The organism is Nonomuraea sp. NPDC051941 (assembly GCF_044593615.1).
The window spans coordinates 77,555-103,007 of sequence record NZ_JBIUCF010000019.1 but is presented as its reverse complement, the minus strand read 5'-3'; the positions used below and the strand labels follow the sequence as shown (position 1 = coordinate 103,007).

28 protein-coding genes are annotated in these 25,453 nt (G+C 68.8%); 25 read left to right on the top strand and 3 right to left on the bottom strand.

Annotated elements, in window-relative coordinates:
- The first annotated feature begins 53 nt into the window (after positions 1–53).
- The 21 genes from ACIHFD_RS30045 (at position 54) to ACIHFD_RS29945 (ending at position 18,761) form a co-directional block, all read left to right on the top strand.
- On the top strand, positions 54–1,319 hold the full coding sequence (locus tag ACIHFD_RS30045) for a sensor histidine kinase (protein WP_397369732.1): 1,266 nt from the start codon (positions 54–56) through the stop codon (positions 1,317–1,319).
- Positions 1,320–1,376: 57 nt separating this feature from the next.
- Complete coding sequence (locus ACIHFD_RS30040) at positions 1,377–2,012, top strand: response regulator transcription factor (protein ID WP_185071359.1); 636 nt, start codon at positions 1,377–1,379, stop codon at positions 2,010–2,012.
- 122 nt (positions 2,013–2,134) lie between these two features.
- Positions 2,135–2,353 carry a 50S ribosomal protein L31 gene (gene rpmE / locus ACIHFD_RS30035; protein WP_106248153.1) on the top strand — a complete coding sequence of 73 codons (219 nt, stop codon included), beginning with the start codon at positions 2,135–2,137 and terminating at the stop codon, positions 2,351–2,353.
- 80 nt (positions 2,354–2,433) lie between these two features.
- On the top strand, positions 2,434–3,486 hold the full coding sequence (prfA, locus tag ACIHFD_RS30030; protein WP_397369731.1) for a peptide chain release factor 1: 1,053 nt from the start codon (positions 2,434–2,436) through the stop codon (positions 3,484–3,486).
- Positions 3,483–4,337, top strand: a complete 855-nt coding sequence (gene prmC, locus ACIHFD_RS30025; RefSeq protein WP_185071361.1) for a peptide chain release factor N(5)-glutamine methyltransferase — start codon at positions 3,483–3,485, stop codon at positions 4,335–4,337. The genes prfA and prmC overlap by 4 nt, the downstream gene beginning before the upstream one ends.
- 28 nt (positions 4,338–4,365) lie before the next feature.
- Entirely contained in the window at positions 4,366–5,013 is a 648-nt protein-coding gene (locus ACIHFD_RS30020; RefSeq protein ID WP_355191410.1) for an L-threonylcarbamoyladenylate synthase, read from the top strand.
- Between the two features lie 90 nt (positions 5,014–5,103).
- Entirely contained in the window at positions 5,104–6,987 is a 1,884-nt protein-coding gene (locus tag ACIHFD_RS30015) for a hypothetical protein (protein ID WP_397369730.1), read from the top strand.
- The gene (locus ACIHFD_RS30010; RefSeq protein WP_350730010.1) at positions 6,987–7,361 is read left to right on the top strand and encodes a hypothetical protein; all 375 of its coding nucleotides are present in this window, start codon (positions 6,987–6,989) and stop codon (positions 7,359–7,361) included. Before ACIHFD_RS30015 ends, ACIHFD_RS30010 begins: the two co-directional genes overlap by 1 nt.
- A gap of 459 nt (positions 7,362–7,820) precedes the next feature.
- Positions 7,821–9,086 (top strand): serine hydroxymethyltransferase, encoded by a 1,266-nt coding sequence (glyA, locus tag ACIHFD_RS30005; RefSeq protein WP_350730012.1) that lies wholly within the window; start codon positions 7,821–7,823, stop codon positions 9,084–9,086.
- Positions 9,087–9,143: 57 nt separating this feature from the next.
- Entirely contained in the window at positions 9,144–10,424 is a 1,281-nt protein-coding gene (locus ACIHFD_RS30000; protein ID WP_350730014.1) for an MraY family glycosyltransferase, read from the top strand.
- 130 nt (positions 10,425–10,554) lie between these two features.
- A complete protein-coding gene (locus ACIHFD_RS29995; RefSeq protein WP_397369729.1) occupies positions 10,555–10,977 on the top strand; it encodes a hypothetical protein in 423 nt (140 codons plus the stop codon).
- Positions 10,978–11,044: 67 nt separating this feature from the next.
- Positions 11,045–11,260, top strand: a complete 216-nt coding sequence (locus tag ACIHFD_RS29990) for an AtpZ/AtpI family protein (protein ID WP_397369728.1) — start codon at positions 11,045–11,047, stop codon at positions 11,258–11,260.
- 73 nt (positions 11,261–11,333) lie between these two features.
- Entirely contained in the window at positions 11,334–12,134 is an 801-nt protein-coding gene (gene atpB / locus ACIHFD_RS29985; protein WP_350730018.1) for a F0F1 ATP synthase subunit A, read from the top strand.
- 71 nt (positions 12,135–12,205) lie between these two features.
- A complete protein-coding gene (gene atpE, locus ACIHFD_RS29980) occupies positions 12,206–12,436 on the top strand; it encodes an ATP synthase F0 subunit C (protein WP_344876161.1) in 231 nt (76 codons plus the stop codon).
- Positions 12,437–12,470: 34 nt separating this feature from the next.
- Positions 12,471–13,019, top strand: coding sequence for a F0F1 ATP synthase subunit B (locus ACIHFD_RS29975; protein ID WP_397369727.1), 549 nt, complete (start codon positions 12,471–12,473; stop codon positions 13,017–13,019).
- Entirely contained in the window at positions 13,019–13,828 is an 810-nt protein-coding gene (locus tag ACIHFD_RS29970; protein WP_397369726.1) for a F0F1 ATP synthase subunit delta, read from the top strand. The genes ACIHFD_RS29975 and ACIHFD_RS29970 overlap by 1 nt, the downstream gene beginning before the upstream one ends.
- Before the next feature lie 23 nt (positions 13,829–13,851).
- Positions 13,852–15,501, top strand: a complete 1,650-nt coding sequence (gene atpA / locus ACIHFD_RS29965; RefSeq protein WP_355191420.1) for a F0F1 ATP synthase subunit alpha — start codon at positions 13,852–13,854, stop codon at positions 15,499–15,501.
- 3 nt (positions 15,502–15,504) lie between these two features.
- Entirely contained in the window at positions 15,505–16,407 is a 903-nt protein-coding gene (locus ACIHFD_RS29960; RefSeq protein WP_364244773.1) for a F0F1 ATP synthase subunit gamma, read from the top strand.
- Position 16,408: 1 nt separating this feature from the next.
- Positions 16,409–17,857: a F0F1 ATP synthase subunit beta gene (gene atpD, locus ACIHFD_RS29955; protein WP_319717043.1), complete on the top strand. Its 1,449-nt coding sequence runs from the start codon at positions 16,409–16,411 to the stop codon at positions 17,855–17,857.
- 101 nt (positions 17,858–17,958) lie between these two features.
- A complete protein-coding gene (locus ACIHFD_RS29950; protein ID WP_350730028.1) occupies positions 17,959–18,360 on the top strand; it encodes a F0F1 ATP synthase subunit epsilon in 402 nt (133 codons plus the stop codon).
- Positions 18,361–18,383: 23 nt separating this feature from the next.
- Positions 18,384–18,761, top strand: coding sequence for a DUF2550 domain-containing protein (locus ACIHFD_RS29945; protein ID WP_350730030.1), 378 nt, complete (start codon positions 18,384–18,386; stop codon positions 18,759–18,761).
- A gap of 25 nt (positions 18,762–18,786) precedes the next feature.
- Here the strand turns inward: ACIHFD_RS29945 and ACIHFD_RS29940 are convergent, their stop codons facing one another.
- Positions 18,787–19,377, bottom strand: coding sequence for a cob(I)yrinic acid a,c-diamide adenosyltransferase (locus tag ACIHFD_RS29940; RefSeq protein WP_357727568.1), 591 nt, complete (start codon positions 19,375–19,377; stop codon positions 18,787–18,789).
- 127 nt (positions 19,378–19,504) lie between these two features.
- Here ACIHFD_RS29940 and ACIHFD_RS29935 point away from each other — a divergent pair, with 127 nt between their 5' ends.
- The 4 genes from ACIHFD_RS29935 to ACIHFD_RS29920 all read left to right on the top strand — a co-directional run bounded on the left by ACIHFD_RS29935 (position 19,505) and on the right by ACIHFD_RS29920 (position 23,068).
- A complete protein-coding gene (locus tag ACIHFD_RS29935; RefSeq protein ID WP_397369725.1) occupies positions 19,505–20,401 on the top strand; it encodes an ABC transporter ATP-binding protein in 897 nt (298 codons plus the stop codon).
- Entirely contained in the window at positions 20,398–21,507 is a 1,110-nt protein-coding gene (locus ACIHFD_RS29930) for an ABC transporter permease (RefSeq protein ID WP_350730036.1), read from the top strand. Before ACIHFD_RS29935 ends, ACIHFD_RS29930 begins: the two co-directional genes overlap by 4 nt.
- Entirely contained in the window at positions 21,508–22,674 is a 1,167-nt protein-coding gene (locus ACIHFD_RS29925) for a sensor histidine kinase (protein WP_397369724.1), read from the top strand.
- A 76-nt stretch (positions 22,675–22,750) separates the two neighbouring features.
- Complete coding sequence (locus tag ACIHFD_RS29920) at positions 22,751–23,068, top strand: STAS domain-containing protein (protein ID WP_350730039.1); 318 nt, start codon at positions 22,751–22,753, stop codon at positions 23,066–23,068.
- A gap of 104 nt (positions 23,069–23,172) precedes the next feature.
- Here ACIHFD_RS29920 and ACIHFD_RS29915 read toward each other — a convergent pair whose 3' ends face one another.
- Positions 23,173–23,715: a TetR/AcrR family transcriptional regulator gene (locus ACIHFD_RS29915; RefSeq protein ID WP_350730041.1), complete on the bottom strand. Its 543-nt coding sequence runs from the start codon at positions 23,713–23,715 to the stop codon at positions 23,173–23,175.
- A 144-nt stretch (positions 23,716–23,859) separates the two neighbouring features.
- Complete coding sequence (locus ACIHFD_RS29910; RefSeq protein ID WP_397369723.1) at positions 23,860–25,332, bottom strand: aldehyde dehydrogenase family protein; 1,473 nt, start codon at positions 25,330–25,332, stop codon at positions 23,860–23,862.
- Positions 25,333–25,453: the final 121 nt, after the last annotated feature.

Genomic DNA, 25,453 nt, shown 5'->3' with positions numbered 1-25,453 from the left:
CGCCGGTTGCCATCCGGATTCACGGCGGCCTCTCGCGCGTGCAGGCTGAAGGCATGCGATCAGCCGCGTTGAAGGATCGGGTGCCGTTCGGGGCCAAGGGGCCGCTGGGGGTCGTGGTGGACCCCATGACGTGGCGGGCGGCGCCGTACCTGCTGATCACGGGGGTGACCGGGATCGGCTGGTTCGTCGCGCTGTCCGTCTCCGTGCCCACGTCGCTCACGCTCACCGTCGTCTGGGTCGGCGTGCCGCTGATGATGGCCACGGTGCTGATGTGGCGCGGCGGGGCGATGCTGGAGAGGCGGCTGATGTACGCGGCGTTCGGCGTGAAGATCGCCGACCCGTACCGGGCCAGGCCCGAACGCGGGCTGGGCGCGCATCTCCGCTGGCTGCTGGGGGACGCGGCCACCTGGCAGGACCTGGGTTACCTGCTGATGCTGCTCCCGCTCGGCCTGGTCGAGACCGCCGTGTCGGTCGTGCTGTGGTTCACGGCGGTGGTGCTGATCATCCAGCCCGTCCTGATGGCGCTGTGGGCGGTGGCGGACGTCTACACGGAGCTGACCATCGACAGCTGGCCGGGAGCCGTCGTCGCCATGGTCTTCGGGATGCTGGTGTTCGTGCTCGCGGCGTACCTCGTACGCGGGATGGCCTGGCTGCACGGGACGCTGGCGACGGTGCTGCTCGGCGGCAGCCAGGAGGAGCGGCTGAGAGCCAGCAGGGCCAGGGGGATCGACGCGGCCGAGGCGGAGCGGCGCCGGATCGAGCGCGACCTGCACGACGGCGCGCAGCAGCGGCTGCTGTCGGTGGCGGTGGACCTGGGGCGGGCGCAGTCGAAGTTCGACAGCGAGCCCGAGGAGGCCAGGATGCTCATCGCGCAGGCCCACGCAGGCACCAAGGCTGCCATCGCCGAGCTGCGCAACCTGGCCAGAGGGATCCACCCGGCCATCCTGAGCGACCGCGGCCTGGACGCGGCGCTGTCGGGGCTGGCCGCGCGGGCGCCCATCCGCGTGGACGTCTCCGTCGAGCTGCGGGAGCGGCCGCCCGCCGCGGTCGAGAGCATCGCGTACTTCATCGTGGCCGAGAGCCTGACCAACATGGCCAAGCACTCCGGCGCCACCGAGGCGTCGGTGACGGTGCTCAGGGACCATCGAGGCGTGGTCGTGGACGTCTGGGACGACGGCATCGGCGGGGCCGTCGTCTGCCCGGGCGGCGGCCTGTCGGGGCTGGCCGACCGGGCGGCCACCATCGACGGCGTGCTCGTCCTGCACAGCCCCGTGGGCGGGCCCACTCTCGTGCGTGCGGAGCTGCCCTGCGAGTGGTAGGCGCATACCGCGGCCTGCAGTGGACAGCTGAACGCTGTCCACTGTAGTCATGTGGCCATGCGCGTGGTCATCGCCGAGGACTCCGTACTCCTGCGCGAGGGGCTCGCGCGCCTGCTCGCCGACGGCGGCATCGAGACCGTCGCGGCCGTCTCCGACGGGCCCGCGCTGGTGTCCGCGGTCCTGGAGCACGAGCCCGACCTGGCCATCGTCGACGTACGCATGCCGCCGACGCACACCGACGAGGGCCTGCGGGCGGCGCTGCAGGTGCGCGTGGCCAGGCCGGACTTCCCGATCCTGGTCCTGTCGCAGTACGTCGAGGAGCGCTATGCCGGCGACCTCATCGGCAGGGCCGTCGGCTATCTGCTGAAGGAGCGGGTGGCGGACGTGGCCGAGTTCCTGGAGACGGTGCGGCAGGTGGCGGCCGGCGGCACGGTCATCGATCCCGAGGTCGTCGTGCAGCTGCTGAGCCGCCAGCGCCGGGGCGCCCCGCTCGACTCGTTGTCCCCCCGCGAGCGCGAGGTGCTGGCCCTGATGGCCGAGGGCCGCTCCAACACCGCCATCGCCGCCCGGCTGGTCGTCACGGAAGGCGCGGTGGAGAAGCATATTTCCGGTATCTTCGCCAAGCTGGCCCTGGGGCCGGCGCCCGAGGATCATCGCCGTGTGCTGGCCGTACTCACCTATCTGGGGCGCTGACGGGAATGCGCGATGGCCTGGGATGGTTGGACGATCTGGCACACTGGTAGCTGACCATTTAGCGGTTCCGGTTCACGCCGTGCGTGAAGGCGACCCGGCGGCCGCACCCCGAAAGGACAGCGATGAAGCGCGACATCCACCCTGACTACAACGTGACGCAGGTGAGCTGCTCCTGCGGCAACACGTTCACCACCCGTAGCACCGCCAAGAACGGCGTCATCCACGCCGACGTGTGCTCGGCCTGCCACCCGTTCTACACGGGCAAGCAGAAGATCCTCGACACCGGCGGCCGGGTGGCCCGCTTCGAGAAGCGCTTCGGCAAGAAGGCCACGGGCAAGTAGCTTCACCGACGCCGGCCCGGACGCACGCGCGTGCGCTGGGCCGGCGTTGCTGGTGTAAGCCCCAAGACTAAGGACACACGGTGAACCTCGACGAGTTGCTCAAGGAGTATTCCGAGCTGGAGTTGCAGCTCGCCGATCCCGCCGTGCACGCTGACCAGAACAAGGCCCGCACCCTCGGCAGGCGTTATTCGCAGCTCACGCCGATCGTCACGACGTACCGCGAGCTCGACTCGACGCGCGACGACCTGACCGCCGCCAAGGAGCTGGCCGGTGAGGACGAGGCGTTCGCGGCCGAGGCGGCCGAGCTGGAGGAGCGCATCCCCCAGCTCGAGGAGAAGCTCAGGCACCTGCTCATCCCGCGCGATCCCAACGATGACAAGGACATCATCATGGAGATCAAGGCGGGCGAGGGCGGCGAGGAGTCCGCGCTGTTCGCGGGCGACCTGCTGCGGATGTACCTGAGATACGCCGAGCGGCTCGGCTGGAAGACCGAGGTCATCGACAGCCAGCCCTCCGACCTGGGCGGCTACAAGGACGTCACGGTCGGCATCAAGGCCAAGGGCGACGAGGGCGTGTGGTCCAGGCTCAAGTACGAGGGCGGCGTCCACCGCGTGCAGCGGGTGCCCGTCACCGAGTCGCAGGGCCGCATCCACACCAGCGCCGCGGGCGTGCTCGTCTACCCCGAGGCCGAGGACGTCGACGTCCAGATCGACCCCAACGACCTGCGCATCGACGTCTACCGCTCCAGCGGCCCCGGCGGCCAGAGCGTCAACACCACCGACTCGGCGGTCCGCATCACCCACCTGCCCACCGGCGTGGTCGTCTCGTGCCAGAACGAGAAGAGCCAGCTCCAGAACAAGGAGTCGGCCCTGCGCATCCTGCGGGCCCGGCTGCTGGTCATCGCGCAGGAGCAGGCCGAGGCCGCCGCGCAGGCCGAGCGCAAGTCGCAGGTCCGCACGGTCGACCGCTCCGAGCGCGTACGCACCTACAACTTCCCGGAAAACCGCATCTCCGACCACCGGGTCGGCTTCAAGGCGTATAACCTCGACCAGGTTCTCGACGGTGAGCTCAACGCCGTCACCCAGGCCCTCATCGACGCCGAGTTGGCGGAGAAGCTCGCACAACACTCATGACATTTCTGCTGGACGAGATCGCCCTCGCCACCGCCCGGCTGGCCGAGGCAGGTGTTCCCTCACCGCGCACCGACGCTGAGGAGATCGCGGCGTTCGTCCACGGCGTGCGCAGGAGCGAGCTCCACACGGTCAAGGACTCCGACTTCGACGCGCTGTTCTGGGAGGGCGTGGCCAGGCGCGAGGCCCGCGAGCCGCTGCAGCACATCACCGGCCACGCCTACTTCCGCTACCTCGAGCTGTCGGTCGGGCCCGGCGTGTTCGTGCCGCGGCCCGAGACCGAGGTGGTGGCGGGCTGGGCCATCGAGACGCTGCGCGCGATGGACGTGACCGCCCCGCTCGTCGTCGATCTCGGCACCGGCTCGGGCGCGATCGCGCTGTCGATCGCCCAGGAGGTGGCCTTGGCCGAGGTCCACGCCGTGGAGGTCGACCCCGGGGCGTACACGTGGGCCAAGCGCAACATCTCCGAGCTCGGCCAGGGCCGCACCCACCTGCACCCCGAAGACCTGGCCGAGGCGCTGCCCGAGCTCAACGGCAAGGTCGACCTGGTCATCTCCAACCCGCCCTACATCCCGCCCGGCGCGATCCCGCGCGACCCCGAGGTGCGCGACTACGATCCCACCAGGGCGCTGTACGGCTCCGGCGAGGACGGGCTCGGCGAGGTGCGCGCGGTCGAGCGCACGGCCCGCCGCCTGTTGCGGCCCGGCGGCTGGGTGGTCGTCGAGCACGCCGACCAGCAGGGCAGGGCGGTCTATCTGACGTTCCCCGAGGACAACGGCTGGCGCGACGTGCGCCTTCGCCAGGACCTCACCAGAAGGGACCGCTTCGTCACGGCCCGGCTGGGCCAGGACTAGGATCCATGCGAGCGAGGTGACAGGACCGATGGCCAGACGCTTTGACTGCTCCGACCTGGAGCAGCGGACCGTGGGCGTGATGGAGGCCGCGGCCGCCGTGCGGCGCGGCGAGCTCGTGGTGCTGCCGACCGACACCGTCTACGGCATCGGCGCCGACGCGTTCACGCCGGCGGCGGTCACGGCACTGCTCGACGCCAAGGGCCGGGGCCGCGAGATGCCGCCGCCCGTGCTCGTGGGCACCGTCAGAGCCGCCACAGCGCTCATAGACGACCTCGGGCCGTACGGGCAGGACCTGATAGACGCCTTCTGGCCCGGGCCGCTCACGCTCGTCTGCAAGGCCAACAGGGCCCTTTCCTGGGACCTGGGGGAGACCAAGGGGACGGTGGCCGTCCGCATGCCGCTCCACCCGGTCGCGCTCGACCTGCTCAAGGAGACCGGGCCCATGGCCGTCTCCAGCGCCAACCGCTCCGGCGCCCCCGCCGCCACCACGGCGGAGGAGGCCCAGGAGCAGCTCGGCGACTCGATCGAGGTCTATCTCGACGGCGGCAAGACCACCGACAACACGCCCTCCACCATCATCGACCTCACCACCGCCGTGCCCCGGCTGCTGCGGCGCGGGGCGATCCCGGTGGAGAAGCTGCGCGGCATCATCGGATACGTCGCCACCGACGACTGACGCCATACCGTCTGCTTATCCCGGCTGCGATCGCGCTCCGGCCGACACTACGGTGAGGCCCGGAGCGGCGATTACGTCCGGGAGTGGCCCATGGGCAAGTTCGACGGCATGGATCCCAAGCTGGTCCGTGACCTGCTGACCGAGGTGAAACACGCGGCCACGCAGATGCGTACGGTCGAGGACCAGGTCAGGGCCGCCATGCACCGCGCCGGGCTGTCCGCCCAGACCACCCACCGCCCGGCCCAGGTCGCGGACGCCGTCGATGGGATGGTCAAGGACGTCAACGTCCGGCTCGGGGTGCTGGAGAAGCGCGTCGAACCGCCCCGGATGGGGGCGGGGGCTACTGAGGACGACGATCCCAAGCAGGTGCGGGGGGATCGGGACAAGTACGACAACCCACGCGCCGACGAGCCCCCGTCGAAGGACGACGACGCGAAGTCGGACTCGGACGGGAAGACGGGTGCCGATGGGAAGTCGGATTCCGACGGCAAGACCGGTGCTGACGGGAAGTCGGATTCGGACGGCAAGACGGGTGCCGATGGGAAGTCGGATTCGGACGGCAAGACGGGTGCCGATGGGAAGTCGGATTCGGACGGCAAGACGGGTGCCGATGGGAAGTCGGATTCCGACGGCAAGACGGGTGCTGACGGGAAGTCGGACTCGGACGGCAAGACCGGCGCCGACGGCAAGTCGGATTCCGACGCCGATGGGAAGACATGCGACGGTGCCAAGGACACTGGGACCGGCCAGGACACCGGAGGCGACGGTAAGACCGGAGATCAGCCCGTAGACCAGCCCAAGGACGACGATGTGGGCAGCAGGCGCGACCGCGGCGCCGAGGCGGACGGCGGTGCGGTCAACACTCCGGCCAAGGACCAGCAGGATCCGACCAAGCCGCACATCGTGGAAGTGGACGGCGTAAAGGTCCTGCAGATACCCATCGACCCGCCCACGGCCGAGCAGTTGGAAGACCTCCTCGAGAATGCCGACAAGGTGCAACCGGCGGACATGCCGAAGGTTTCCGCCGACAGCACCACCGCCGCGAACGTCAACGCCTGGGCGAACGACGGCAGCGACGTGGTCTCCGTCAACACCGATCCGCCCAACCTGGACGCGCTGAAGACGGTGGTGGGACACCACCGGGAAATTCCGCCACTGGACATGCCGGGATTAGCGGACACCTCCGGCTACGACACCACCCCCACGGACGGCACCGCTCCCACCGCGGGCGCGAACGACGCCTGCACCTCAGGCGGCACGGACACCACACCCGGCGGCGCAGACACCCCCCGTGGCACGGACACCACACCCGGCGGCACGGATACGACGCCTGGCGGCACGGACAACAGGCACGGCGGCACGGACAACAGGCACGGCGGCTCGCACACCACGCCTGGAGGCACGGACACCACGCCGGGTGCCAAGGACACGACGCCGGATCAGCCCTCAGGCGGTGACGCGGGTCAGCGGACGGGCGGTGACCAGCCGACGGGTGACCGAGGGACCGGCGACCAAAGCCGAGGAACGGGCGACCAGGGAACCTACGGCCAGGGCGGCCAGGGTGGCCAGGGTGGTCAAGGGGCGGGGGAGCAGGGAGGGCTGGGGAGAGGCGATAGCCCGGCGACCGGTGATCAGGGGACGCGAGGCCAAGGGGCGCCCGTTGCGATCCCGCCGACCAATCCCTCGGTCCAGGTGCAGATCGCATACGGGACGGAAGCCGCTTCCCCCGCCGCATCCGACATCAACGTTTGGGCCAACGACGGCAGCGACGTCGTCTCCGTGGACGTCTCCCCACCCAGCCTGGACGCCCTGCGGACGGTCATGGATCACCACCGCGAGATCCAGCCCCTCGACATGCCCTCCGTAGAGGTTCCGCCCGGCGAGTACGGCAAGGGCGAGTGGGCGCCCAGGGATATCCGGCCCGACGGCCCGCCCGGCGACATCGACCCCGGTACGCCGGAAAGGAGCGCGTGATGTACGTCGACCCGCCGGCGCCCAGGCCCAGGGAGCGCGACGAGACCCCGCCCGCCTCCCCCTCAGGAGCCCTGGACAGCCCTCAGAGGGCCTGGGAGTTCAACCCCGACTACCAGCGCCTCGTCCTGGCCTGGAACACCGTCCTGCCCCAGCTGGAGACGCTCAGAACGGCGCTGGACAAGGCGTACGGCCTGGCCAAGAGCCCTCAGACGTGGGACGCGCCGGTGGGCGAGCGTTATGTCCAGGACATCCGCGAATGGCGCACCCGGCTGGCCGTCTACCGCCACTCCGTGCTGACCGCCATCAGCGACGAGGCGGCGGACACGCCCAGGTGGATCCCCACGACGGCCAACGCGCCGCATGCGTTCCAGTAGCCCGCTGCCCGGCTGAGGTCCTTTCGAGGGAGGTGCCCGGGAGGTCCCTTGAGGGGAAGCGGCCCGCCGTGCCCTTTGCGGGAAACGGCCGAGCGTCCTCTGGGGGAAGCGGCTCAGAGTGCTGTTTGAGGGGCAGGGGAGATGGCCGCTTATGGCGCAGTGGCGCGAACCCGCTTGAGGGACAGCAGGGAAAAGTGCGGCTTGAGGGGTCGTTTCAGACGAGCGCGGGCCGGGGGAGCGGCTTGAGGGCGCGGGCTGAGAAAAGAGCGTGGGCGGCAGGCTGAGGAAGGGTTTGGGGCCGCGGCCTGAGGGAGCAGCTTATGGGGCGCCGGGCTGAGGGAGCCGCTTCAGGGGAGCGGGCTGCGGGAGCGGCCTGCGGGGCGGCGCGGTGGGTTGCCGGTGAGGGGTGGGGGAGGGGCATGTCTGGGAGAAACGGACATTAGGTCGTACAGTGGGGAAATGGGTGGGGAACCCTATTACGGTCCCGACTTCGGGTTGCTGCAGAGGCAGGACCCGGAGCTCGCACAGGTGCTGCTCGACGAACTGGAGCGAGTGCGCGGCGGGATCCAGCTGATCGCGAGTGAGAACTTCACCTCGCCCGCCGTCCTCGCCGCCCTCGGTTCCACCCTCACCAACAAGTACGCCGAGGGCTACCCCGGACGGCGCTACTACGGCGGGTGCGAGGTGGTGGACCGGGCCGAACGGCTGGCGATCGAGCGGGCGCGTGAGCTGTTCGGGGCGGAGCACGCCAACGTGCAGCCCCATTCCGGCGCCTCCGCGAACCTGGCCGCCTACGCCGCCCTCCTGCAACCCGGCGACACCATGCTGGCCATGGCGCTCTCGCACGGCGGCCATCTCACCCACGGCTCCAAGGTGAATTTCTCGGGAAGATGGTTCGACGTCGTGTCGTACGGCGTGCGGCGTGACACCGAACTCATCGACTACGACGAGGTCCGGGATCTGGCCCTGCGGCATCAGCCGAAGCTCATCGTGTGCGGCGCCACGGCGTACCCCAGGCTGATCGACTTCTCGGTCTTCCGCGGCATCGCGGACGAGGTGGGCGCGTGGCTGATGGCCGACGTGGCGCACCCGATCGGGTTGATGGCCGGCGGCGCGATCCCGTCGGCGGTGCCGTACGCGGACGTCGTGACATTCACCACTCACAAGGCGCTGCGCGGGCCGCGCGGCGGGGCCATCCTGTGCACGGAGGAGCTGGCCGGGAAGATCGACCGGGCGGTGTTCCCGTTCATTCAGGGCGGGCCGTTGATGCACGTGGTGGCGGCCAAGGCGGTGGCGTTCGCGGAGGCGATGCGCCCGGAGTTCGCCGATTACACCAGGCAGGTGGTCGCGAACGCGCGGGCGCTGACGGAGGCGCTGGCCGGGCAGGGGATGCGGCCCGTGTCCGGCGGTACGGACACCCATCTGGCGCTGATCGACCTGCGGGATCTCAACGTGTCGGGCGCCGAGGCGGAGCGCAGGTGCGCGGCGGCCGGCATCACGCTCAACCGGAACGTGATCCCGTACGATCCCGAGCCCCCGTCGATCACGTCGGGGATCCGCGTCGGCACGCCGTGTGTGACCACCCAGGGCATGGGGCCCCAGGAATTGAAGGAGGTCGGGACGTTGGTGACCCGGGCGGTGCGACATCCGGCCGACGCTGGGGAGGTTCGGGAGAGAGTCTCGGCCCTTCTGGCCATCCATCAGCCATATCTCAGCGAATATTAAGCTGGTCTGTGTCGTTTTCCGGTCCCAGTGGGCCGGAGGATCCGGGAAACTAGGTCCGTGCGCGAATACCTGTTCATGGCGCTCATCGCCGCGGCGGTGACCTATCTGCTGGTCCCGTTGGTGCGCCGCTTCGCCATTCGCATCGGCGCCATGCCGGAGATTCGCGATCGCGACGTGCACACCACGCCGACGCCCAGGCTGGGCGGCCTGGCCATGTACGGCGGCCTGGTCGTGGGGCTGCTGCTGGCCGGTCAGCTGACCCATTCGGGCGAGGCTCTGGCCGGTACGGGCGCCAATCCGGTGCCCGCGCTGATCATCGCGGGCGGGCTCATCACGTTCACCGGCTTCCTCGACGACTGGTGGGGGATGGACGCCCTCATCAAGCTCGCCGGCCAGATCGCGGCGGCCGGGGTGCTGGTCTTCTTCGACATGCGGCTGACCTCGATCCCGCTGCCGGAGAGCTGGGGCGGCTCGACCAGCCTCGACTACACGCTCAGCACGATCATCACCATCCTGGTCGTGGTCGTGACCATCAACGCGGTCAACTTCGTCGACGGGCTCGACGGCCTGGCCGCCGGGATCGTGTGCATCGCGGGCATGGCCACCTGGGCCTACTCGATCATCATCAGCCAGGACATCACCGGCAGCAACATCACCGCGACGGCCGCCATCGCCGCCGTCCTCATCGGCGCCTGCCTGGGCTTCCTGCCGCACAACTTCCACCCGGCGAAAATCTTCATGGGCGACACGGGCGCCATGCTGATCGGGCTCGTGCTCGCATCCTCCATCGTCACGGTGACGCCGGTGGACACGTCGGCCATCGTGGAGATGAACAAGTTCCCCGTGCTGCTGCCGCTGCTCGTCCCCGCGGCGGTGCTGGTGCTGCCGCTCATCGACCTGATCACCGCCGTCGTGCGGCGCACGTCGCAGGGCCTGTCGCCGTTCGCGCCCGACCGCGGTCACCTGCACCACCGGCTGATGGACATCGGCCACTCGCACCGGCGTTCGGTGCTCATCATGTACGCCTGGACGTTCCTGTTCTCGTTCGGCATCGTCGGCATGTCCAGGGTCGGCGTGCCCGTCCTGCTCTTCCCCGCGGTCATCGTGCTCGCCCTGGCCGTCCTGGTGCTGATGGCCCTGCCGCGCTGGCGGGGCAGGGGCGGGGCGCACGCGGCGCCACGCGACGACAACCCCGACGACGACGGGCCTCCCACGGGGCCGATGCCGCCGATCCTGCCCGAGGACCCCCAGGTCAGGAGACAGGCGCCGCCTTCGGACGGCGCTCGCGCGAGCGCCGAGGGTAAACCGGTCATTCCTGCCTTTCCGAGCCGTTCTTGATCGCGAACTAGAAACGGCAGGTAAAAGCGGTCTTCCGTGAGCTTGTGATATCTTTCACGAGCAGGGACTCCAGACCCACCGGTTCTGGAGGTAGCAAACGCTCGCTTGATAACTTGTTGATGGAGCACCGATGCAGGCCAACGACGTGCGCGTACTCAAGAGCGCCGCGATTCCGACCTTCGCGGTTGGGGTGGTCGCCGTGGCTGTGTCGCTCCTGACGGTTGGCGGCAAGGGAGCGCTGGGCGCCGCGATCGGCACCTTGCTCGTCGGGGTTTTCTTCAGCATCAGCGTGGTAGCGGTGTCCTATGCCGCTCGGGTCTCCCCCCAGATGATGGCGATCGCGGCGATGGTCAGCTACCTCGTCAAGGTCGTCGCCATCATGGTGGTGCTGGCCTCGTTCCGCGACACCACGGCCTGGAACACCCAGGCGTTCGCCTGGACCGTCGTGGTCTGCACCCTTGTCTGGACCGGCTTCGAAGTACGTGCCTTCATGAAGACCAAGATCCTCTATGTCGACCCCGAAGCCGGGGTCCCGGGGAAGGGCGATTCATGACGGCAGGTAAAACGGGCGGGGTCCGATATGACTAGTCCGCTACTTGCCTGCTATCGTCAAGGCCGCGATGAGCGCACACGAACGCCGACCCGAAAAGGACGGTCGCGACTTCGCCGACGCCATGTGGTCAGTCCCGAGCTACTTGATCGCCGGGATGGCTATCTACGGAGGCGCCGGCTGGTTGCTGGACCGGTGGTTGGACATGTCCGCGTTCTTCCCCATAGGCATCGTCCTGGGGCTGGTGCTCGGTGGCTACCTGGCATACCGGAAGTTCGGTCGCTAGCCCATACGGCAGTAGATCGCTTCGCTGAGGAAAACCCTTGTGATCCACACTACGACGTTGAAGGGAACGCCGCGTGATTGCGCTGACGGTCCTCGCTCCTCCTGAAGACCAGTTCCGGGCCCCAACGCCTGACGAGCTGTTCAACTCCTTTACCCCGATCATTCCCGGGGTCGACTGGTTCACCAAGCCGGTTCTTCTCGCCATCCTCAGCGCGGTCCTGGTGATCGGCTTCTGCTGGGCCGCCTTCGCCAACCCCAAGATCGTCCCGAGGGGTGTGCAGAACGTCGCCGAGTACGGCTACATGTTCGTCCGCGACCAGGTCGCCCGGCCCTTCCTGGGCAAGGACGCCGACCGGTGGATGGGCCTGCTGCTGACGCTGTTCTTCCTGGTCTTCATCTGGAACATCATGGGCGTCATCCCGATTCTCCAGTTCCCGGTGGCCTCGCACATCGCCTTCCCGATCGTCCTCGCGGGCTCGATCTACGTGCTCAAGGTCTACCTGGGCATGAAGCACCAGGGCCCGATCGGCTACTTCAAGAACCTGATGTTCCCGCCGGGACTGCCCAAGCCGATCTACCTGCTGCTCTCGCCGATCGAGTTCCTGTCGAACCTGATCATCGCGCCGTTCACGCACGCGGTCCGACTCTTCGCGAACATGTTCGCCGGTCACATGCTGCTGGCATTCTTCAGCATGGTCGGCTTCTGGTTCCTGTTCGAGAAGCTGACGCCGCTCGGCGCCGGGGTGGGCGTGATCGGCGTGGTCATGACCATCATCTTCACGGCCTTCGAGATGTTCATCCAGTTCCTGCAGGCGTTCCTCTTCGCGATGCTGGCCTCGATGTACATCGGCGGCTCCCTGCACGCAGAGCACTGAGATCCACGTACCGGAATATCCATGACCGGTGAGACTCCGCTTCACCGGCCGTCCAGTAAAGGAATACAGCAATGAGCGTTCTCGCTGAGGTCTCCGGCAACGTCACCGCCATCGGTTACGGTCTCGCCGCCATCGGCCCCGGCATCGGCGTCGGCATCATCTTCGGTCAGGGCGTGCAGGCCATCGCGCGTCAGCCCGAGGCTTACGGCCTGATTCGCCAGAACATGCTCCTCGGCTTCGTTCTCACCGAGGCCCTCGCCCTGCTCGGTCTGGTCGCGCCGTTCATCTTCGCGAACATCTAAGGCCAGAAGAAACCCCTGACGAAAGGCTGCAACCATGACTAAGGCAGCTACGCTCCTCGCGGCGGAAGAGGGCGCTAACCCGCTCATTCCGCACACTTTCGAGCTCGTCGTCGGCATCTTCTCGTTCCTCGTCGTCCTCGTCGTCGTCGGCAAGATCCTCGTCCCGCGTATCCAGAAGACGCTGGGCGAGCGCACCGACGCCATCGAGGGTGGCATCAAGAGAGCCGAGGAGGCCCAGGCCGAGGCGCAGGCCCTGCAGCAGCAGTACCGCGACCAGCTGGCCGAGGCCAGGCACGAGGCGGCCCGGCTGCGCGAGGAAGCTCGCGAGCAGGCCGCGCAGATCAAGGCCGAGCTCCGTGAGGAGGCGCAGGCCGAGGCCCGCCGCCTCGTCGAGGCCGCGCACGCGCAGATCGAGGCGGACCGCCAGGCGGCCTTCGCCCAGCTCCGCACCGAGATCGGCCGTCTGTCGACCGATCTGGCCGGCCGCATCGTCGGCGAGTCCCTCGAGGACGAGGTCCGGCAGAGCCGCATCGTCGACCGGTTCCTCGACGAGCTCGAGTCCACGCCGCAGGCGGTGCGCTAATGCGAGGTCTGAGCAGGACGTCGCTGGCAGAGGTCGAGGAGCGGTTCAACGCGGTCGCCGGTAGTGCCGACCTCGGGACGCTCTCCGACGAGCTGTTCGCGATCGCGGATCTGCTCGACCGCGAACACGGCCTGCGCCGGGCGCTGTCCGACCCGGCCAGGCCCGGCGAGCAGAAGGCGGCCACCGTGCGCGCGCTGCTCGCGGGCAAGGTCAGCGAGGCCGCGATCGCCACGACCGAGGCCGCGGTCTCGGTCCGGTGGTCGCGGGCCGGTGACCTGGCCGACGCGATCGAGCGGCTCGGCGTCGTCGCCGCGGCCGCGGAGGCGGAGAGCCAGTCCAGGCTCGACGACGTGGAGGACGAGCTCTTCCGCTTCGGCCGCATCGTCGCCGCCAACCCCGACCTGCGCCGCGCGCTGGCCGACCAGGCCGCGCCGGAGGCGGGCAAGGAGCAACTGCTCGGCGACCTGATCGGCAGGAAGGTCGCGCCGACCAGCCTGCGCCTGCTCAAGCAGGTCGCGGTGCACCCGCGTGGGCGTAGCCTGGAGTCGGGCCTGGAGGAGTTCATCCAGCTCGTGGCCCAGCAGCGCCAGCGCCTCGTGGCGGTGGTACGTAGCGCGGTCGAGCTGACCGAGGCGCAGAAGCAGCGCCTCACGGCGTGGTTGAGCGCCTCCTACGGCCGTGACGTGCACCTGAACGTCGAGGTGGACAAGCGAGTGCTCGGTGGGTTCTCGGTCCGCATCGGCGACGAGATCATCGACACCACCATTGTGGGACGAATCGAAGAAGTCCGCCGCCGGTTGGCCGGCTAGGCGAATAGGGAGACAGAGTAGAGATGGCGGAGCTTACGATCCGGCCGGACGAGATCCGGGACGCGCTTGAGCGCTTCGTCCAGGCGTACGAACCGGAAGGCGCCGCGCGCGAGGAGATCGGGACCGTCGTCGACGCCGGCGACGGCATTGCCCATGTCTCCGGCCTTCCCTCGGCGATGGCGAACGAACTGCTCGAGTTCGAGGACGGCACGCGCGGCCTGGCGCTTAACCTCGACACCCGCGAGATCGGTGTCGTTATCCTGGGCGACTTCAGCAAGATCGAGGAAGGCCAGACGGTCCGCCGGACGGGCGAGGTCCTGTCCGTGCCCGTCGGCGACAACTTCCTCGGCCGCGTGGTCGACCCCCTGGGCATCCCGCTCGACGGCAAGGGCGCCATCGAGGCCGAGGCCGTTCGCGCCCTCGAGCTTCAGGCCCCCACCGTCGTCCAGCGGCAGCCCGTGAAGGAGTCGCTGGCGACCGGCATCAAGGCGATCGACGCCATGACCGCGATCGGCCGTGGTCAGCGCCAGCTGATCATCGGTGACCGTGGCACCGGCAAGACCGCGATCGCCGTCGACACCATCCTCAACCAGCGCGAAAACTGGGCCTCCGGTGACCCCACCAAGCAGGTCCGCTGCGTCTACGTCGCGGTCGGCCAGAAGGGCTCGACCATCGCGCAGGTGCGCGCTCGGCTGGAGGAGGCCGGCGCGATGGAGTACACCACCATCGTCGCCGCTCCCGCCTCCGACCCCGCTGGTTACAAGTACATCGCGCCCTACGCCGGCTCGGCGATCGGTCAGCACTGGATGTACCAGGGCAAGCACGTCCTGATCGTCTTCGACGACCTGACCAAGCAGGCGGACGCGTACCGCGCCGTCTCCCTGCTGCTGCGCCGCCCGCCGGGCCGTGAGGCCTTCCCCGGCGACGTCTTCTACCTCCACTCCCGTCTGCTGGAGCGCTGCGCCAAGCTCTCCGACGACATGGGTGCCGGCTCCATGACCGGCCTGCCGGTCATCGAGACCAAGGGCAACGACGTCTCGGCGTTCATCCCGACCAACGTCATCTCCATCACCGACGGCCAGGTCTTCCTCGAGACCGACCTGTTCAACGCCGGTGTGCGGCCCGCCATCAACGTCGGCGTCTCGGTCTCCCGAGTCGGCGGCTCCGCGCAGGCCAAGGCCATGCGCAAGGTCGCGGGCACGCTGCGTCTGTCGCTGTCGCAGTACCGTGACCTGGAGGCCTTCGCGGCCTTCGCCTCCGACCTGGACGCCGCGTCCAAGGCTCAGCTGGAGCGCGGTCAGCGGCTGGTCGAGCTGCTCAAGCAGCCCCAGTACAGCCCGTTCTCGCTGGAGCGCGAGGTGGCCTCGATCTGGGCGGGCACCACGGGCGAGCTGGACGACGTGCCGATCGAGGACGTCCGTCGCTTCGAGTCGGAGTTCCTGGACTTCATCCAGGCCTCGCACAAGGGCATCTTCGACACCATCCGTGAGACCAGGGACCTGTCCGACGACACGGTGACCGCTCTGAAGGACGCTGTCACGGACTTCAAGAAGAGCTTCACCACCTCGTCGGGCGAGCTGCTGGTCAAGGACGAGCCGGTGGCGCCGCTGGGCGCCGAAGAGGTCGGCCAGGAGAAGATCAAGAAGGTCGTCCGTCCGGCGGAGAAGAAGTAGGACATGGGTGCCCAGCTAAGGCTGCTGCGGCGGCGGATCAGCTCGGTCAAGTCGACCGCGAAGATCACGCGCGCCCAGGAGCTCATCGCCTCCTCGCGGATCGTGAAGGCGCAGCTGCGGATGCAGGCGGCGCTGCCGTACGAGCGTGAGATCACTCGCGCCGTCACCGGCGTCGTCAGCAACGCGGCCAGCGTCGACCATCCGCTGACCGTGGCGAAGGAGAACCCCACCAAGGCGGGCGTCCTCATCGTCACCAGCGACAGCGGTTTCTGCGGCGGCTTCAACGCCAACGTGCTGCGCGAGGCCGAGGCCCTGCGCGGGCTGCTGGAGACCCGCGGCCTGACCGTGGTCCCGTTCGTCACCGGGCGCAAGGGTGTCACCTGGCACTCCTTCCGCGGCCGCGACATGGGCGGGCAGTGGGTCGGCTTCTCCAGGAACCCGTCCTACGCCGACGCCAAGGGGATCGCGCAGACGCTGATCGACTCGTTCAAGGACGAGAACGGGATCGACGAGATCCACATCGTCTCGACCGAGTTCGTCTCGATGCTGACCCAGAACGTCGTGGTCAAGCGTGTTCTGCCGCTGGAGGTCGAGGAGACCGAGGCGACGGAGACGACCGCGATCCCGCCGTACTTCGAGTTCGAGCCGACCGCTGCCGACGTGCTGGAGTCGCTCCTGCCGCGTTACGTGGAGTCGCGCATCTTCACGGCGTTGCTGCAGTCTGCGGCCTCCGAGGAGGCCGCGCGGCGGCGCGCGATGAAGTCCGCGACAGACAACGCCAACGAGCTGATGCGGGTGCTCACCCAGCAGATGAACCAGGCTCGCCAGGCCGAGATCACCCAGGAAATCAGCGAGATCGTCGGTGGCGCCAACGCGCTCGCTGACGCCGCAGCGGGGAAAGAGTGAAATGACTGCAGAGGCTGTTGAAACTGTAGAGGCCGCGGCGGCCGGCACAGGCCGCGTGGCACGTGTCACCGGCGCCGTCGTCGACGTGGAGTTCCCCGTCGAGGCGATGCCGGAGATCTATAACGCGCTCAAGGTCGAGGTGACCCTCGGCGAGGAGACCAAGACCCTGACCCTGGAGGTCGCCCAGCACCTGGGTGACAACCTGGTCCGGACCATCTCGATGCAGCCGACCGACGGCCTGGTCCGCGGCCAGGCGGTGCAGGACACCGGCGCCCCGATCTCGGTGCCGGTCGGCGACGTCGTCAAGGGCCACGTGTGGAACGCGCTGGGCGAGACGCTCGACGTGCCGACCGCGTCGCTCAAGATCGAGGAGCGGTGGGGCATCCACCGTCCGTCGCCGCCGTTCGACCAGCTCGAGTCCCGTACCGAACTGCTCGTCACGGGCATCAAGGTCATCGACCTGCTCACCCCGTACGTGCAGGGTGGGAAGATCGGTCTGTTCGGCGGCGCTGGCGTGGGCAAGACCGTTCTGATCCAGGAGATGATCCGCCGCGTCGCCCGTAACTTCGGTGGCACCTCGTGCTTCGCCGGTGTCGGCGAGCGCACCCGTGAGGGCAACGACCTCTGGCTGGAGATGGAGGAGGCGGACGTCCTCAAGGACACCGCGCTCGTCTTCGGTCAGATGGACGAGCCGCCGGGCACCCGTCTGCGGGTCGCCCTGTCGGCGCTGACCATGGCGGAGTACTTCCGCGACGTGCAGAAGCAGGACGTGCTGCTCTTCATCGACAACATCTTCCGCTTCACGCAGGCCGGTTCCGAGGTCTCCACGCTCCTCGGCCGTATGCCGTCCGCCGTGGGTTACCAGCCCACGCTGGCCGACGAGATGGGTGTGCTCCAGGAGCGCATCACCTCGACGCGTGGTCACTCGATCACCTCCATGCAGGCGATCTACGTGCCCGCGGACGACATCACCGACCCGGCCCCGCACAACGCGTTCGCGCACCTCGACGCGCAGACCGTTCTCTCGCGGCCGATCTCGGAGAAGGGCATCTACCCCGCGGTGGACCCGCTCGACTCCACCTCCCGGATCCTCGACCCGCAGATCGTGGGCGAGGAGCACTACCGGGTGGCCCAGGAGACCAAGCGGATCCTGCAGAAGTACCGCGAGCTCCAGGACATCATCGCGATCCTCGGTATCGACGAGCTGTCCGAGGAGGACAAGGTCACCGTCCAGCGGGCCCGCCGCATCGAGCGCTTCCTGTCGCACCCGATGTACGCGGCCGAGGCCTTCACCGGCCAGCCGGGCGAGACCGTTCCGCTGGACGAGACCATCGCCTCCTTCAAGGGCCTGTGCGCGGGTGAGTACGACCACCTGCCCGAGCAGGCGTTCTTCATGGTCGGTGGCATCGAGCAGGCCGTGGCCAAGGCCAAGGAACTCGAGCGTAGTTAATCGCCCTGCAGCGGGTCGTCTTCGGCGGCCCGCTGCACCTACGGTGGTGCTTTGGGGTAGGAACGGGGCACCACCACCAGATCGGAAAGGAACCTACACAAGTGGCGAAGCTACGCGTAGGGGTTGTCTCACCCGAGCGTGAGATCTGGTCGGGCGAGGCCGACATGGTGATTGCCAAGACCGTGGACGGCGAGATCGGTATTATGCCGCAACACGCACCTGTGCTCGGCGTCCTCGTCGAGGGCGGCGTGCTTCGCGTGAAGCGGGAGGGCGAAGGCGACCTCGTGGCGGCCGTGCACGGCGGTTTCATCTCCGTGGCCGACGACGAGGTGTCGGTGCTCGCCGAGGTGGCCGAGCTCGGTTCCGAGGTCGACGTCGCGGCTGCCCGTGACGCTCTCGATCGGGCTCAGGCCTCGATCGAGGCCGACCAGGAAGACGCCGACGCGGCGATCGAGGCCAAGCGTGCCAGGGCCCGGCTCCGCGCGGCAGGCGAAGAGGTTTAACAGATCAGGCTTTTGGGGGCGGCATGGCTACGACGGTTCTGATTCTCGTATTGTTTGCCGCCCTCATCGTCCTGCGCGGGGTCACGCTGGCCCGTTCCAGGGGAAGTGTGCCCTGTCGCCTGCGGGAGGGTGACCGGGGCTGGCAGAGCGGGGTAGCCCGCTACGCCGACGGGGAGCTCCACTGGATCCCGCTCCTGGGTGTGCGACTGAGGCCGCGCCACGCTATCGCGAGGCGCGGCCTCGTCGTTTCCGCCCGTCGCGAGATCGAGGGCGGGCTTTTCGCGGTCGACTGCGGAGGCACCACCCGCGGGATCTCGCTCGCGATGAGCGCCGACGCGATGACGGGCTTCCTCGCATGGCTGGAGTCCGCGCCGCCCAGCGCCTACCTGGACGTCGCCTAGCCCGATCGAGGGCAGGCCGCGCGTCTCAGCGGGTGCCGCCGGGCTTCCAGAGGATCTCCTCGCCCGCGTGGGCGACCCGGCAGGCGATGAAGAGCAGGTCCGACAGGCGGTTGAGGTATTTCGCGGTCAGCGCGTTCATGTCGTCGTGCGCCTGCAGGGCCGCCCACGTCGACCGCTCGGCCCTGCGGACGGTGACCCTGGCCACGTGGAGCGCGGCCGTCGCGGGGTCGCCGCCGGGCAGCACGAAGCTGCGCAGGGGCTTGAGGTCGGCGTTGAACCGGTCGCACTGCTCTTCCAGCCAGTCGATGTACGACTGCTCCACCCGCAGCGGCGGGAACTCCGGATTCTCCACCACCGGCGTGGCCAGGTCCGCCCCCACGTCGAACAGCTCGTTCTGGACGCGGGCGAGCACCTCGACGAGGTCCGCGGGCAGCGTGCGGAACGAGAGCGCGAGCCCCAGGTGGGCGTTGGCCTCCTCCACGTCGGCGTAGGCGGCCAGCCGCGGATCGGTCTTGGACGCCCGGCTCATGTCGCTCAGCGAGGTGGTGCCGTCGTCGCCGGCGCGGGTGTAGATCCGGGAGAGAACGACAGGTTTGTCCTTGTCGGCGCGCGTCATGGCTTCAGATTAATGACAAATGTCATCCGGAAGGGACGCGGGATCCATGTCGGGCCGGTGATTTACGCGACTAGCAGGGCGAACGCCTTCAAAGCCACGATTTACCCATGACGAAGGAGATGACCTGATGCTCGAGATCAGCGAGCTGCGCAAGCGCTTCGCGGGCGGCCTCGAGTCCCCCGGCGGGAAGGTCGCACTGGACGGCATCAGCTTCACCGTACGGCCTGGCGAGATGTTCGGCTTCGTGGGCGCGAACGGCGCCGGCAAGACGACGACCATGCGCATCGTGATGGGCGTGCTTCAGGCCGACTCGGGCTCGGTGAGCTGGCAGGGCAGGCCGCTCGGCTACGACGACCGGCGGCGCTTCGGCTACATGCCGGAGGAGCGGGGGCTGTATCAGAAGATGCGGGTCGCCGAGCAGATCGAGTATTTCGGCCGTCTGCACGGTCTGAGCGCGCCGGCCGCGAAGCAGGCCACCGACGACCTGCTGGAGCGGCTCGGGCTCACCGAGCGCAGGGGCGACGCGGTGCAGACGCTCTCGCTGGGCAACCAGCAGCGCGTGCAGCTCGCGGTGGCGCTGGTGCACGACCCCGAGGTGCTGGTGCTGGACGAGCCGTTCTCGGGGCTGGACCCGATCGCGGTGGACGCGCTGGCCACGGCGCTGCAGGAGCGCTGCCGAGGCGGCGTGCCGGTGATCTTCTCCAGCCACCAGCTGGAGCTGGTCGAGCGGCTGTGCGACTCGGTGGGCATCGTCTCGGCCGGCCGCATGGTGGCCACCGGCACGGTGTCCGACCTGCGGGCGGCCGAGGGCGACACGCTGCGGGTGGTCGTCCGCGACCCGTCCCCCGGCTGGGCGGACGGCCTGCCGGGCACGGTCACCGTGAACGGCGACAGGCACGTCCTGCACACCACGGACGGCGACGACCAGGAGATCCTGCGCCGCGCGATGAAGGCGGGGCACGTCGAGCACTTCGGGGTCGAGCAGCCGACCCTCACCGAGATCTTCAAGGAGGCCGTGGCGTGAACGGACTGATGCTGGTCGCCCGGCGGGAGATCACCACGCAGGTGCGGACCAAGGCGTTCGCGATCGGCCTGCTCATCACGGCCGTGCTGGTGGCGGCGGTGACCTTCGCACCCAAGATTCTCGGCGGGCCGGACGAGTACACGCTCGGCACCGTCAACTCCCAGCAGCTCCCGCTGAAGGCCGCCGCGCCGGACGCGCAGATCGAGTGGCGCAGCTTCCCCGACGAGGCCGCCGCCAAGAAGGCCGTGCTCGACGGGGACGTGGACGCGGTGCTGGTCGACGGCACCCGGGTGCTCACGGACGGCGAGATCGACAGTCAGCTCGGCGTGCTCCTGCAGAGCGTCAACCGCGAGGTGAAGCTGGGCGCCGCGGGCATGTCGATCCCGCCGCTGAAGATGGAGTCCGTGGGCGCCGACACCCGCTACGAGTCCGCCCGCGCCGGGATCGCCGTGGTTCTCGTCCTCGTGCTCTTCATGCTGCTCATGGGTCAGGTCATGATGGTGGCCATGGGCGTGGTGGAGGAGAAGGGCAGCAGGATCGTGGAGATCCTGCTCTCCACGATCCGGCCGTGGCAGCTGCTCGGCGGCAAGATCATCGGCCTGGGCGTGCTCGGCCTGATCAACCTGGTCACGATCCTGGCCGTCGGCCTGGCCGCGTCCGCGGCCTCCGGGATCGCCTCCGACTTCCCGCCCGGGCTCCCGGGGCTGGTGGTGGGCGTGCTGGTGTGGTTCGTGCTCGGGTACGCCTTCTTCGCCACGCTGGCGGCCGCCCTCGCCTCGCTGGTCTCGCGCCAGGAGGAGGTGAGCAGCGTGATGACGCCGCTGACCATGCTCATCATGGTCACGTACTTCGTGGCCTTCTACGCCACCAACGACCCGACGGGCACGCTGGCCACGGTCCTGTCGTACATACCGCCGTTCTCCGCCATGATCATGCCGGTGCGAATGGCGGCGACCGAGGTGCCGATGTGGCAGGTCGCGCTGTCGATGGGGGCCATGGCGCTGGCCGTGCTCGCGGTCCTGGGCTTCGGCGCCAAGATCTACGAGCGGGCCGTGCTCCGGACGGGGGCCCGGCTCAAGCTCGCCGACGTGCTGCGCGCGGGCTAGATGGACGCGATCAAGCGGGCGCGGCGCCTCACCTGGAAAGTGCTCCTCTCGAACTTCGTCGCGGTGTGGCTGCTGGTCATCATGGCCTCGGTGGTCGCCTTCGGGGAGGGGAGGCTCCAGTGGTGGCGGGCCGTGCCCGCTGTGATCGCCCTGATCTGTTTCACCTGGCTCTGCCCGCGCATCATCACCGCGGCGCTGGACCGCCGCTACCCCACCCGCGAGGTGGTGCTGGCGGGGGTCTTCGCCGTGGTCGCGGCGGCGCTGGGCGGGGGCGAGCCGTTCGGCTGGGGCTTCGTGCTCGTCTGCTGGCTGGGCCTGGCCACGCTCCAGGTCCCCAGGCGCACGGTCTATCTGGTGGCCGTCGGCACGTGGGCGGCGGGCGTCGGGATCGGTGTGCCGGCCCTGGCGCTCGGGGCGGCCAGCATGGGCTCGGAGCTGAGCATCGGTCAGGCGCTGGTCATCTACATGGTCATGTACGCCATCTGGTGCGCGATCATGCCGCCGTCCAACCGGATGTGGATGTGGATCTGGTCGCTCGCCGTACAGGCTCATGAGGGCCGCGAGGCGCACACGCGGCTGGCGCTGGCCGAGGAGCGGCTGCGCTTCGCCAGGGACCTGCACGACCTGGTCGGCCACCAGCTGTCCGCCATCGCCGTCAAGACCGAGCTGGCCGTACGGCTGTCGGACGTGGACGCCGACGGGGCCAAGGCCGAGATGACCGAGGTCAACGCGCTGACCAGGAAGGCGCTCAGGGAGCTGCGGCAGGCCGTACGCGGCTACCGCGAGCTTGACCTGGCCGCCGAGCTGAACAGCGTGAAAAGCGTGCTCGAAGCGGCCGGGGTCCGCTGCGAGGTGCACCTGCCCTACCGGGAGCTGCCCGACGGAGTGGCGCCGGTGTTCGCGTACGCGGTCCGCGAGGCGGTGACCAACGTGCTCAAGCACAGCACCGCGACGTTCTGCGACATCTCGATCCGCTTCACGGCGCAGGAGGCGGAGCTGAGCGTCCGCAACGACGGGGTGCGGCGGCGGCGGGCCGCCGACCTCGGGAGCGGGCTGACGGGCATGGGGGAGCGCCTGGCCGCCGTGGGCGGGAAGCTGAGCGCCCATCCGACGGAAGGCGGAGAGTTCATCCTGAACGCAGTCGTGTCACTTCCGCTGGGTGGGTAGGGGAGAGAACACGGGTTCACCTCTCTGAACGCTCCGCGTGCGGAGGTGACTACACCGTGTTGATTGAGGAGGTGGCATGCGCGTCCGGGGCAATCCGAGTGCCCAGGTGGTGCGGATCGGCGCCAGACTCGACGCCGGCACGTCGGCCGGTGTGCGGGAGCGCCTGCACGAGGCTCTCGATTCCGGTGAAGGCGACCTGATCCTGGATCTCTCCCGGCTGGAGATGATCGACGCGACCGGCCTCGGAGTGCTGGTGGGCTCGCATCGGCGCGCGCTCAGCGTGCAGCGCCGCCTCGTTCTTCGGGGGGTGCCCCCGCGGATCATGCGGATACTCGCGGTGACCCGGCTGAATCGGGTGCTGCACATGGAGGTTCCCGCGGCCGCGGTGGCCTGATGTGACATATCGAGAGCGGGCAACGATCAGCCGTTGCCCGCTCTTTTATTGCGTGCCGCAAAATGGTGATTCCGGGCCGTCCATTATGAATGGCCGGCGAATGGTCACGGTGTGCCGAGGCTGCGGATGAAGATGTGCACGGCCACGTCGGCGAGTTCGTCGATCGGCGGCTGCTCGTCCGAGTGCAGCCACTCGATGAGTAACTCTTGTAGCGCTCCAATTACTCCGAGTGCCACCAGCCGCCGATTCAGCCCCGCAGCCTGGGGGAAATCGGCCGATGCCTCCTCGACCAGCCGCGCGAACGCGTCCACCGCGCGTTGACGGGACAGTGTCAGGACATCTCCTGATCGGCGAACCTCAACATGCATGATGCGGGCCCGCCGCCAGTCCGCCGTGGTGAACTCGATATAGGCGCGAATCCCCGCCTTGACTCGATCGTCAAGTGTCTTCGGCGCCTCCTGGACCGCTTTGGCCACCACGGCCAGGCTTTCTTCCACGCAGCGCTCGTGCAGCGCCTGGAGGAGTTCCTCGCGTCCACCGAAACATTCGTAGAAGGCGCGGTTGGAGATCCGCGCCTCCGAGCACAGCCTTTCGATGGTCGTCGCCGTGAACCCCGGCTTCGCGTATAGCGTGTAGGCGGCCGTCATCAGCCGCTCCCGTCTGTCTGCCAGCCTTTGCTCAGCTGACATTCCCCGGTAAGACCGGTTCACATTCCACCCGTCCAACATGATCGTGGCCCCCAGAGCACACAATTATGGACGGATGATCCGTTTTGGGAAAGGGTAAGAATGTTATCTTTTACGTCGCCCGTGCAAGAAGGTCACGAGCCTGATCAGCCGCTCAAGCTCGGAGGGCCCTCGGGTGAACGAGGTCAGGTTCATCCCCGGCATCGCGAAGCGTTGGCGGGAGATCGCTTTGGGCCTGGCGAACTCGCGTAGACCGTCGGCCCCGTGGATCCGTCCGAACCCCGAGTCTCCCACTCCGCCGAAGGGCAGCGCAGGCACTCCGGCGAATGAGATGACCGAATTGATGGCGGTCATCCCGGTACGCATCCTGCGGGCGAGCTCCATCGCCCTGCGCGTGTTCCCGGAGAAGACCGTCCCGCCCAGGCCGTACGCGGAGGCGTTGGCCAGCTCCAGGGCCTCCTGGGCGTCGCGGGTGCGGCGGACGGTGATCGTCGGGCCGAACGTCTCCTCGCGCACCGCGGGGGAGTCCTCCGGCACGTCCTCGACGATCACGGGCTCCACGTAGGGAGCGCGGACGGAGTCGGAGCCGCCGGTCACGATTTTTCCGGACTTGGTGGCGTCGTCGATGTGGCGCCGGATGATGTCCACCTGGCCCGGCATCGTGATCGGGCCGTAGTCCTCGCCGGCCCTCACCTTTGTCACCCGGCCGGACAGCTCGCGCATGAAACTTTCATAGACGGCGTCGACGACGTAGACGCGTTCGACGCCCACGCAGGTCTGGCCGGCGTTGGACATCGCGCCCCACAGGCAGGCGTCGGCGGCCCTGGCGAGGTCTGCGTCGGCGTCCACGATGAACGCGTCCTTGCCGCCGCACTCGGCCACGATGGGCGTCAGGTTCTCGGCGCAGGCCGCCATGACCCGCTTGGCGGTGGCGGTCGAGCCGGTGAACGCCACCTTCCCGACCCTCGGATCGGCGGCCAGCGCGGCCCCGGTCTCGCCCAGCCCGGTCACGGCCTGGAACACCGGATGCTCGGGCACCGACTCGGCGAACAGCTCGGCCAGCCGCACGCCGATGCCCGGGGTGAGCTCGCTGGGCTTGAACACCACGGCGTTGCCGGCGGAGAGGGCGTAGGCGATGGAGCCCATGGGGGTGAAGACCGGATAGTTCCACGGGCCGATCACCCCGACCACGCCGAGAGGGAGGTATTCGAGCGTGGCGGCCAGGTTGAGGCCGATCATTCCCGTGCTCACCCGGCGGCGGCCCAACACCTTGCGGGCGTTGCGGGCGGCCCAGTCGAGGTGGGTGATCGCCAGCACGATCTCCAGCGTCGCGTCGCCCACCGGCTTGCCCGTCTCCTCGTGCACGAGCCCGCTCAGCTCTCTCAGGTGCCGGGTGAGGACGGCCTTGTAGTCGAGCAGCCGCTGCCTGCGCGCGGCGTGGCCGAGCCCGGCCCACCAGGCCGCCGCCTCGGCCGCGCGGCCCACGGCCGCGTGTACGGCGTCGGGGCCCTGCCGGGGATGGGTGCCGACGACCTCACCGGTCGCCGGGTTGAGCGAGTCGAACGTGAGTGTCGTCATGACGTCACGATAGTCCGGTAAGCCATCGCTTACTAGAGCACGCTCCGCAGTGCTGCGACCACGCAGAGTGCTGTCTCGCCGCGGCGGGACGTGTGCCGGGGAATTGGCGGGCCGGGCCCCA

What these genes read in the sequence shown, in the direction of transcription:
- ACIHFD_RS29945 (WP_350730030.1), top strand. Translation starts at nt 18,384, where the DNA reads ATGGCTACGACGGTTCTGATTCTCGTATTGTTTGCCGCCCTCATCGTC.
- ACIHFD_RS30015 (WP_397369730.1), top strand. Translation starts at nt 5,104, where the DNA reads ATGGGCAAGTTCGACGGCATGGATCCCAAGCTGGTCCGTGACCTGCTG.
- glyA (WP_350730012.1), top strand. Translation starts at nt 7,821, where the DNA reads ATGGGTGGGGAACCCTATTACGGTCCCGACTTCGGGTTGCTGCAGAGG.
- ACIHFD_RS30040 (WP_185071359.1), top strand. Translation starts at nt 1,377, where the DNA reads ATGCGCGTGGTCATCGCCGAGGACTCCGTACTCCTGCGCGAGGGGCTC.
- ACIHFD_RS29990 (WP_397369728.1), top strand. Translation starts at nt 11,045, where the DNA reads ATGAGCGCACACGAACGCCGACCCGAAAAGGACGGTCGCGACTTCGCC.
- ACIHFD_RS30020 (WP_355191410.1), top strand. Translation starts at nt 4,366, where the DNA reads ATGGCCAGACGCTTTGACTGCTCCGACCTGGAGCAGCGGACCGTGGGC.
- ACIHFD_RS29970 (WP_397369726.1), top strand. Translation starts at nt 13,019, where the DNA reads ATGCGAGGTCTGAGCAGGACGTCGCTGGCAGAGGTCGAGGAGCGGTTC.
- ACIHFD_RS29975 (WP_397369727.1), top strand. Translation starts at nt 12,471, where the DNA reads ATGACTAAGGCAGCTACGCTCCTCGCGGCGGAAGAGGGCGCTAACCCG.
- ACIHFD_RS29935 (WP_397369725.1), top strand. Translation starts at nt 19,505, where the DNA reads ATGCTCGAGATCAGCGAGCTGCGCAAGCGCTTCGCGGGCGGCCTCGAG.
- prmC (WP_185071361.1), top strand. Translation starts at nt 3,483, where the DNA reads ATGACATTTCTGCTGGACGAGATCGCCCTCGCCACCGCCCGGCTGGCC.
- ACIHFD_RS30045 (WP_397369732.1), top strand. Translation starts at nt 54, where the DNA reads ATGCGATCAGCCGCGTTGAAGGATCGGGTGCCGTTCGGGGCCAAGGGG.
- atpE (WP_344876161.1), top strand. Translation starts at nt 12,206, where the DNA reads ATGAGCGTTCTCGCTGAGGTCTCCGGCAACGTCACCGCCATCGGTTAC.
- atpD (WP_319717043.1), top strand. Translation starts at nt 16,409, where the DNA reads ATGACTGCAGAGGCTGTTGAAACTGTAGAGGCCGCGGCGGCCGGCACA.
- ACIHFD_RS29910 (WP_397369723.1), bottom strand. Translation starts at nt 25,332, where the DNA reads ATGACGACACTCACGTTCGACTCGCTCAACCCGGCGACCGGTGAGGTC.
- ACIHFD_RS29960 (WP_364244773.1), top strand. Translation starts at nt 15,505, where the DNA reads ATGGGTGCCCAGCTAAGGCTGCTGCGGCGGCGGATCAGCTCGGTCAAG.
- ACIHFD_RS29940 (WP_357727568.1), bottom strand. Translation starts at nt 19,377, where the DNA reads ATGACGCGCGCCGACAAGGACAAACCTGTCGTTCTCTCCCGGATCTAC.
- ACIHFD_RS29995 (WP_397369729.1), top strand. Translation starts at nt 10,555, where the DNA reads ATGCAGGCCAACGACGTGCGCGTACTCAAGAGCGCCGCGATTCCGACC.
- ACIHFD_RS29920 (WP_350730039.1), top strand. Translation starts at nt 22,751, where the DNA reads ATGCGCGTCCGGGGCAATCCGAGTGCCCAGGTGGTGCGGATCGGCGCC.
- atpA (WP_355191420.1), top strand. Translation starts at nt 13,852, where the DNA reads ATGGCGGAGCTTACGATCCGGCCGGACGAGATCCGGGACGCGCTTGAG.
- ACIHFD_RS29915 (WP_350730041.1), bottom strand. Translation starts at nt 23,715, where the DNA reads ATGACGGCCGCCTACACGCTATACGCGAAGCCGGGGTTCACGGCGACG.
- ACIHFD_RS29925 (WP_397369724.1), top strand. Translation starts at nt 21,508, where the DNA reads ATGGACGCGATCAAGCGGGCGCGGCGCCTCACCTGGAAAGTGCTCCTC.
- ACIHFD_RS30010 (WP_350730010.1), top strand. Translation starts at nt 6,987, where the DNA reads ATGTACGTCGACCCGCCGGCGCCCAGGCCCAGGGAGCGCGACGAGACC.
- rpmE (WP_106248153.1), top strand. Translation starts at nt 2,135, where the DNA reads ATGAAGCGCGACATCCACCCTGACTACAACGTGACGCAGGTGAGCTGC.